The organism is Streptomyces sp. NPDC043746, assembly GCF_056436485.1.
In genome coordinates this window covers 143,629-150,016 of the sequence record NZ_JBWKCM010000016.1, presented here as the reverse complement: position 1 = coordinate 150,016, position 6,388 = coordinate 143,629, and the positions used below count along the sequence as shown (strand labels likewise).

4 protein-coding genes are annotated in these 6,388 nt (G+C 71.7%); 2 read left to right on the top strand and 2 right to left on the bottom strand.

Features of this window, described 5'->3' with window-relative positions:
* Nucleotides 1-156: 156 nt before the first annotated feature.
* On the top strand, nucleotides 157-1,068 hold the full coding sequence (locus AC0682_RS19170) for a LysR substrate-binding domain-containing protein (RefSeq protein WP_478534061.1): 912 nt from the start codon (nucleotides 157-159) through the stop codon (nucleotides 1,066-1,068).
* Between the two features lie 64 nt (nucleotides 1,069-1,132).
* Nucleotides 1,133-2,281 (top strand): allantoicase, encoded by a 1,149-nt coding sequence (gene alc / locus AC0682_RS19165; RefSeq protein ID WP_478534059.1) that lies wholly within the window; start codon nucleotides 1,133-1,135, stop codon nucleotides 2,279-2,281.
* A 256-nt stretch (nucleotides 2,282-2,537) separates the two neighbouring features.
* Here alc and pepN read toward each other — a convergent pair whose 3' ends face one another.
* Nucleotides 2,538-5,114 carry an aminopeptidase N gene (gene pepN, locus AC0682_RS19160; RefSeq protein ID WP_254812539.1) on the bottom strand — a complete coding sequence of 859 codons (2,577 nt, stop codon included), beginning with the start codon at nucleotides 5,112-5,114 and terminating at the stop codon, nucleotides 2,538-2,540.
* A gap of 222 nt (nucleotides 5,115-5,336) precedes the next feature.
* Nucleotides 5,337-6,365 (bottom strand): aspartate-semialdehyde dehydrogenase, encoded by a 1,029-nt coding sequence (locus tag AC0682_RS19155; RefSeq protein ID WP_254812540.1) that lies wholly within the window; start codon nucleotides 6,363-6,365, stop codon nucleotides 5,337-5,339.
* Nucleotides 6,366-6,388 lie beyond the last annotated feature (23 nt).

The window sequence follows — 6,388 nt, the reverse complement described above, 5'->3', positions numbered from 1 at the left end:
CCCTTTTCTGACGCCCCCTTCTTTGGTTTTGTCCAGAAAAAACCAAAAAAAGAGGGTCGACCCCACACACAACCACGACGGCCCCCCCCGCCCCCCCCCCCCCCCCCCCCCCTCGCCTGTCCGGGCCCGCCCCGGGCCGCGGGGTAGGTTGCGCCCATGACCGAGTGGGACGTCAAGAAACTCCGCATCCTGCGCACGCTGCGCGACCAGGGCACGGTGACGGCGACCGCCGAGGCGCTCCTGATGACCCCCTCCGCCGTCTCCCAGCAGCTCACCAACCTGGCCAGGCAGCTCGGCGTGGAACTTCTGGAGCCGCAGGGCCGCCGCGTCCGCCTCACCGACGCCGCCCACCTCGTCCTGCGCCACGCCGAGGCGGTCTTCGCCCAGCTGGAGCGGGCGGATGCCGAACTCACCGGCTATCTGCGCGGCGAGGCGGGCGAGGTCAGGGTCGGCGCGTTCTCCACCGCCGTACCCGCCCTCGTGGTCCCCGCCGTGCGGCTCCTGCGCGCCGAGGAGCGCCCGGGGCCCGACGTACGCGTACGGGAGGCCGAGGCGGCACAGGCGTACGAGCTGCTCACCGCGGGCGAGGTGGACCTGGCCCTCTCGCTGGCCGCCCACGCGCCGACCGCCCGCGACCCCCGCTTCTCCCTCTTCCCGCTGCTGGCCGACCCGCTGGACGTCGCACTCCCGGCCGACCACCCGCTGGCCGCCGCGCCCGCACTGCGCCTCGCCGACCTGGCTGCCGACCGCTGGATCTTCGGCGGCTCGGGCCCCTGGTCCGAGATCACCACGGCCGCCTGCGAGGCGGCGGGCTTCGTTCCCGAGCAGGCCCACAGCGCCGCCGGCTGGACCGCGATCCTCGCCCTGGTCGAGGCGGGCATGGGCATCGCGCTCGTCCCCCGGATGGCCTCCCGGGGGCAGCGGCCGGAGGGCGTGGTGACGCGGGTCCTGGCGGCGGACCAGCCGCGCCGCCACGTGGTGGCGGCGGTCCGGCACGGGGCGGAGAGCGGGCCTGCGGTGGCGCGGGTGCTGCGGGCTCTGAACCGGGTCGCGGGATCGTTCAGCTGAACTGAACAGTATGTGCGATAACTTTCGATGGACCTGATGGGTCGGTCTGCGCGAAGGTATGGGCATGACCTTCGACGCGAGCGAGACCGCATTCCAGAACCCCGACCCCCACGCCAATGACGCCGCGCCCTACGGCGGCGGCGACCCGTACGCCGACTACCGCGAGGCGGGAGACCTCCCCTTCACCGAGCTGGTCGACCTCGCGGACCGCCGCCTGGGCGCGGGGGTGATCGCCGCCAACGACGAGTTCTTCGCCGAGCGCGAGAACCTCCTGATCCGCGAGCGCGCCGTCTTCGACCCCGAGCACTTCGGCCACAAGGGCAAGATCATGGACGGCTGGGAGACCCGCCGCCGCCGCGGGACCGACGCCGACCACCCCTTCCCCGCCCCCGAGGACCACGACTGGGCGATCGTCCGCCTCGGCGCCCCCGGCATCGTGCGCGGCCTGGTCGTGGACACCGCCCACTTCCGCGGCAACTACCCCCAGCGCGTATCGGTGCAGGCCACCGCCGTCGACGGCGCCCCGAGCCCCGAGGAACTGCTCGCCGACGACGTGAAGTGGGAGGAGATCCTTCCGCCCACCCCCGTACGCGGCCACGCGGCCAACGCCTTCGAGATCACCAGCGTCCGCCGCTACACCCACCTCCGCCTCTGCCAGCACCCCGACGGCGGCATAGCCCGCCTCCGCGTGCACGGCGAGGTCGTCCCCGACCCGGCCTGGATCGCCGCGCTCGGCACGGTCGACCTGATCTCGGTGCTCAACGGCGGCCGTTACGAGGACGCCTCCGACCGCTTCTACTCCTCGCCCACCCAGATCATCCTGCCGGGCACCTCCCGCAAGATGGACGACGGCTGGGAGAACCGCCGCCGCCGGGTCCGCGACACCAACGACTGGGTCCGCTTCCGCCTCGCCGCCCAGGGAGCGGTCCGCGCGGTCGAGATCGACACCGCCTACCTCAAGGGCAACTCCGCCGGCTGGGTGGCCCTCCAGGGCCGCAACGGCGAGACCGGCGAGTGGTTCGAGATCATCCCGCGCACCCGCCTCCAGCCCGACACCCTCCACCGCTTCGTGCTCCGCGCCCAGGCCGTCGTCACCCACGTCCGCCTTGACGCCTTCCCCGACGGCGGGGTGGCCCGGATGCGGCTGCACGGCAGCTTCACGGAGTCGGGCACCGCCGAACTGACCCGCCGCTACGAGGAGACGGGCGCGTGACGCCGTAGCCCGGCGAACCACCGCCCCTCAGTTCCCGCCCGGTGAACCACCCTCCAGTTCCCGCCCGGCGGACGGCTGCGCTCCTGCGCCCGCCCGCCGGGCGGTTTCCAGACCTTCCCGGCGGATTCCGGCAGAGCGCGCGGCTCGGACGGCGTACGCGGAGAACCGCAGCGTCCGGGCCGGCACCCGCCAGGTGCCCCACGCGAAGGGGCGCCCCCGCCGCCGCAGCGGAGAGAGCGCCCCCACCCAGAAGTCGCTACGCGGTGGCCGCCGCCGCGTCCGCCGCCTGGGCCTTCAGCGCGCGCTCCACGCCCGCCCGCGACTCCGACATCATCCGGCGCAGGGCCGCGCCCGGCTCCGCCGACTCCAGCCAGGCGTCGGTGGCGTCCAGTGTCTCCCGGGAGACCTGGAGCGTCGGGTAGAGGCCCACGATGATCTGCTGGGCCATCTCGTGGCTGCGCGAGTCCGACACCTCCTTCACCGAGGCGAAGTACTTCTCCGTGTACGGCGCCAGCAGCTCACGCTGGTCCGGCTGGACGAAGCCGCTGATGACCGCTTCCTGCACGGCGTTGGGCAGGTCGCCCTGCTCCACGACCGAGGCCCACGCCCGGGCCTTGGCCTCCTCGGAGGGCTGGGCCGCCCGGGCGAAGGCGGCGTGGCGCTCGCCCGCCGCCGTCTTGTCGCGCTCGTACTCGGCGGCGATCTCCTCCTCGTCCAGCAGCCCCACGGCCGCCAGCCGCTGCACGAACGACCAGCGCAGCTCGGTGTCGACGGTCAGGCCCTCGATCGCCTCCGTGCCGTCCAGCAGCGACTGGAGCAGGTCCAGCTGCTGCGGGTTGCGGGCCGTCGCCGCGAAGGCACGGGCCCACGCCAGCTGGTGGTCGCTGCCCGGCTCCGCCGCGCGCAGGTGCGCGAGCGTCGCGTCCGTCCACTGGTTGAGCGCGGCCTCCCGGGTCTCCGGCGCGGAGTACAGGTCCAGGGCCAGCTTCACCTGGCGGTGCAGCGACTGGACGACGCCGATGTCCGACTCCTTGCCGATGCCCGAGAGCACCAGCGCCAGGTAGTCGCGGGTGGCCAGCTCGCCGTCGCGGGTCATGTCCCAGGCGGAGGCCCAGCACAGGGCGCGCGGCAGCGACTCGGTGAAGTCGCCCAGGTGCTCGGTGACGACCCGCAGCGACTCCTCGTCCAGGCGGACCTTGGCGTACGAGAGGTCGTCGTCGTTGAGCAGCACGACCGCCGGGCGGGCCCGGCCGACCAGCTCTTCCACGGTGGTGCGCTCGCCGTCGACGTCCAGCTCGATCCGGTTGGTCCTCACGAGCTTGCCGCTCTCGTCCAGGTCGTACGCGCCGATGGCGATCCGGTGCGGGCGCAGCGTCGGCTCGCCCTTGGCTCCGGCGGGCAGCGCCGGGGCCTCCTGGAGCACGGTGAAGGAGGTGATCCGACCCTCGGCGTCGGTCTCGATCTCCGGGCGCAGGATGTTGATCCCGGCCGTCTCCAGCCACGCCTTCGACCAGGTCTTCAGGTCGCGGCCGGAGGTCTTCTCCAGCGCGCCCAGCAGGTCGGTCAGGCGGGTGTTGCCGAAGGCGTGCGCCTTGAAGTACGCCTGCACGCCCTGGAAGAACGCGTCCATGCCGACGTACGCCACGAGCTGCTTGAGCACCGAGGCGCCCTTGGCGTACGTGATCCCGTCGAAGTTGACGAGGACGTCGTCCAGGTCGCTGATGTCCGCCATGATCGGGTGCGTGGAGGGCAGCTGGTCCTGGCGGTAGGCCCAGGTCTTCATGGAGTTGGCGAAGGTGGTCCAGGAGTGCGGCCACTTCGAGCCCTCGGCGTACGCCTGGCAGGCGATCGAGGTGTAGGTGGCGAACGACTCGTTGAGCCAGAGGTCGTTCCACCACTCCATCGTGACGAGGTCGCCGAACCACATGTGGGCCAGCTCGTGCAGGATCGTCTCGGCCCGCACCTCGTACGCCGCGTCCGTCACCTTGGAGCGGAAGACGTACTGGTCGCGGATGGTGACCGCGCCCGCGTTCTCCATCGCGCCCGCGTTGAACTCCGGGACGAAGAGCTGGTCGTACTTGGCGAACGGGTACGCGTAGTCGAACTTCTCCTGGAACCAGTCGAAGCCCTGCCGGGTGACGGCGAAGATGTCCTCCGCGTCCAGGTACTCCGCCAGCGAGGGCCGGCAGTAGATGCCGAGCGGGACGGACTGGCCGTCCTTCTCGTAACTGCTGTGCACCGAGTGGTACGGGCCGACGATGAGCGCCGTGATGTACGTCGAGATGCGCGGCGTCGGCTCGAACGTCCAGACGTCGTCCTTCGGCTCCGGCGTCGGCGAGTTCGAGATGACCGTCCAGCCGGCGGGGGCCTTCACGGTGAACTGGAAGGTCGCCTTCAGGTCCGGCTGCTCGAAGGAGGCGAAGACGCGGCGGGCGTCCGGCACCTCGAACTGGGTGTAGAGGTAGGCCTGCTCGTCGACCGGGTCGACGAACCGGTGCAGCCCCTCGCCGGTGTTGGTGTACGCGCAGTCCGCGACGACCTTCAGCTCGTTGGCGCCCTCGCGCAGCCCGGCCAGGGCGATCCGGGAGTCACGGAACACGGCGGCGACGTCCAGCGCCTCACCGTTGAGCACCGCCTCGTGGACGGCGGGGGCGACCAGGTCGATGAAGGTCTGAGCACCGGCCTCCGCGGAGTCGAAGCGCACGGTGGTCACGGACCGGTAGGTGCCGCCCTCCTGCGCTCCGGAGAGGTCGAGATCGATCTCGTACGCGTCCACGGTCAGCAGGCGCGCCCGCTCCTGTGCCTCTTCGCGGGTCAGATTCGTGCCAGGCACGCGGTCATCTCCTTGGTGTGCGACTTGATATGCGGCGTTTCCGGCCATCCTTCCATGCGCGCCGCACCCGGGGACTCCCGGCGGCGCATCCCGCCGCGCACGCCCCGCGCGATGTCCGGTTTCCGCCGGGACGCGGACGGTACGCATACGAAGGGGCGGCCCCACCGGTGCACTCCGGCGGGGCCGCCCCTTCCCGTACGCGGACGTCCGCGAGGCCGCGCGTCAGCCCGTCAGCTCGGCCGCCACCAGCTCCGCGATCTGCACGGCGTTCAGCGCCGCGCCCTTGCGGAGGTTGTCGTTGGAGACGAAGAGCGCGAGGCCGTGGTCCACCGTCTCGTCGACCCGGATGCGGCCCACGTAACTGGCGTCCTTGCCGGCCGCCTGGAGCGGGGTCGGGATCTCGGAGAGCTCGACGCCCTCGGCGTCCTTCAGCAGCTCGTAGGCGCGCTCGACGCCGATCGGGCGGGCGAAGCGGGCGTTGATCTGGAGCGAGTGGCCGGAGAAGACCGGGACCCGGACGCAGGTGCCGGAGACCTTCAGCTCCGGGATCTCCAGGATCTTGCGGGACTCGTTGCGGAGCTTCTGCTCCTCGTCCGTCTCGAACGAGCCGTCGTCCACGATCGAGCCCGCCAGCGGCAGTACGTTGAAGGCGATGGGGCGCTTGTAGACGCCCGGCTCGGGGAAGTCCACGGCCTCGCCGTCGTGGACCAGCTTCTCGGCGTCGGCGACGACCTTGGAGGCCTGGCCGTGCAGCTCGGAGACTCCGGCGAGCCCCGAGCCGGAGACGGCCTGGTAGGTGGCGACGGTCAGCGCTTCGAGACCGGCCTCCTCGTGCAGCGGGCGCAGCACGGGCATGGCGGCCATCGTGGTGCAGTTCGGGTTGGCGATGATCCCCTTGGGACGTACGCGGGCCGCGTGCGGGTTGACCTCGGAGACGACGAGCGGGACCTCGGGGTCCTTGCGCCAGGCGGAGGAGTTGTCGATCACCACGGCGCCCTGGGCGGCGACCTTCTCGGCCAGCGCCTTGGAGGTCGCCCCACCGGCCGAGAACAGCACGATGTCCAGGCCCGTGTAGTCGGCGGTGGAGGCGTCCTCGACGGTGACGGCCGTGTCCCGGAAGTCGATCGTGGAACCGGCCGAGCGGGCGGAGGCGAAGAGCCGCAGCTCGTCGACGGGGAAGTTCCGCTCGGCCAGGATCCTGAGCATGACTGTGCCGACCTGACCGGTGGCGCCGACGATTCCGACCTTCACGAGGACTCCTCTGTTCTGTACAC

What these genes read in the sequence shown, in the direction of transcription:
- alc (WP_478534059.1), top strand. Translation starts at nt 1,133, where the DNA reads ATGACCTTCGACGCGAGCGAGACCGCATTCCAGAACCCCGACCCCCAC.
- AC0682_RS19170 (WP_478534061.1), top strand. Translation starts at nt 157, where the DNA reads ATGACCGAGTGGGACGTCAAGAAACTCCGCATCCTGCGCACGCTGCGC.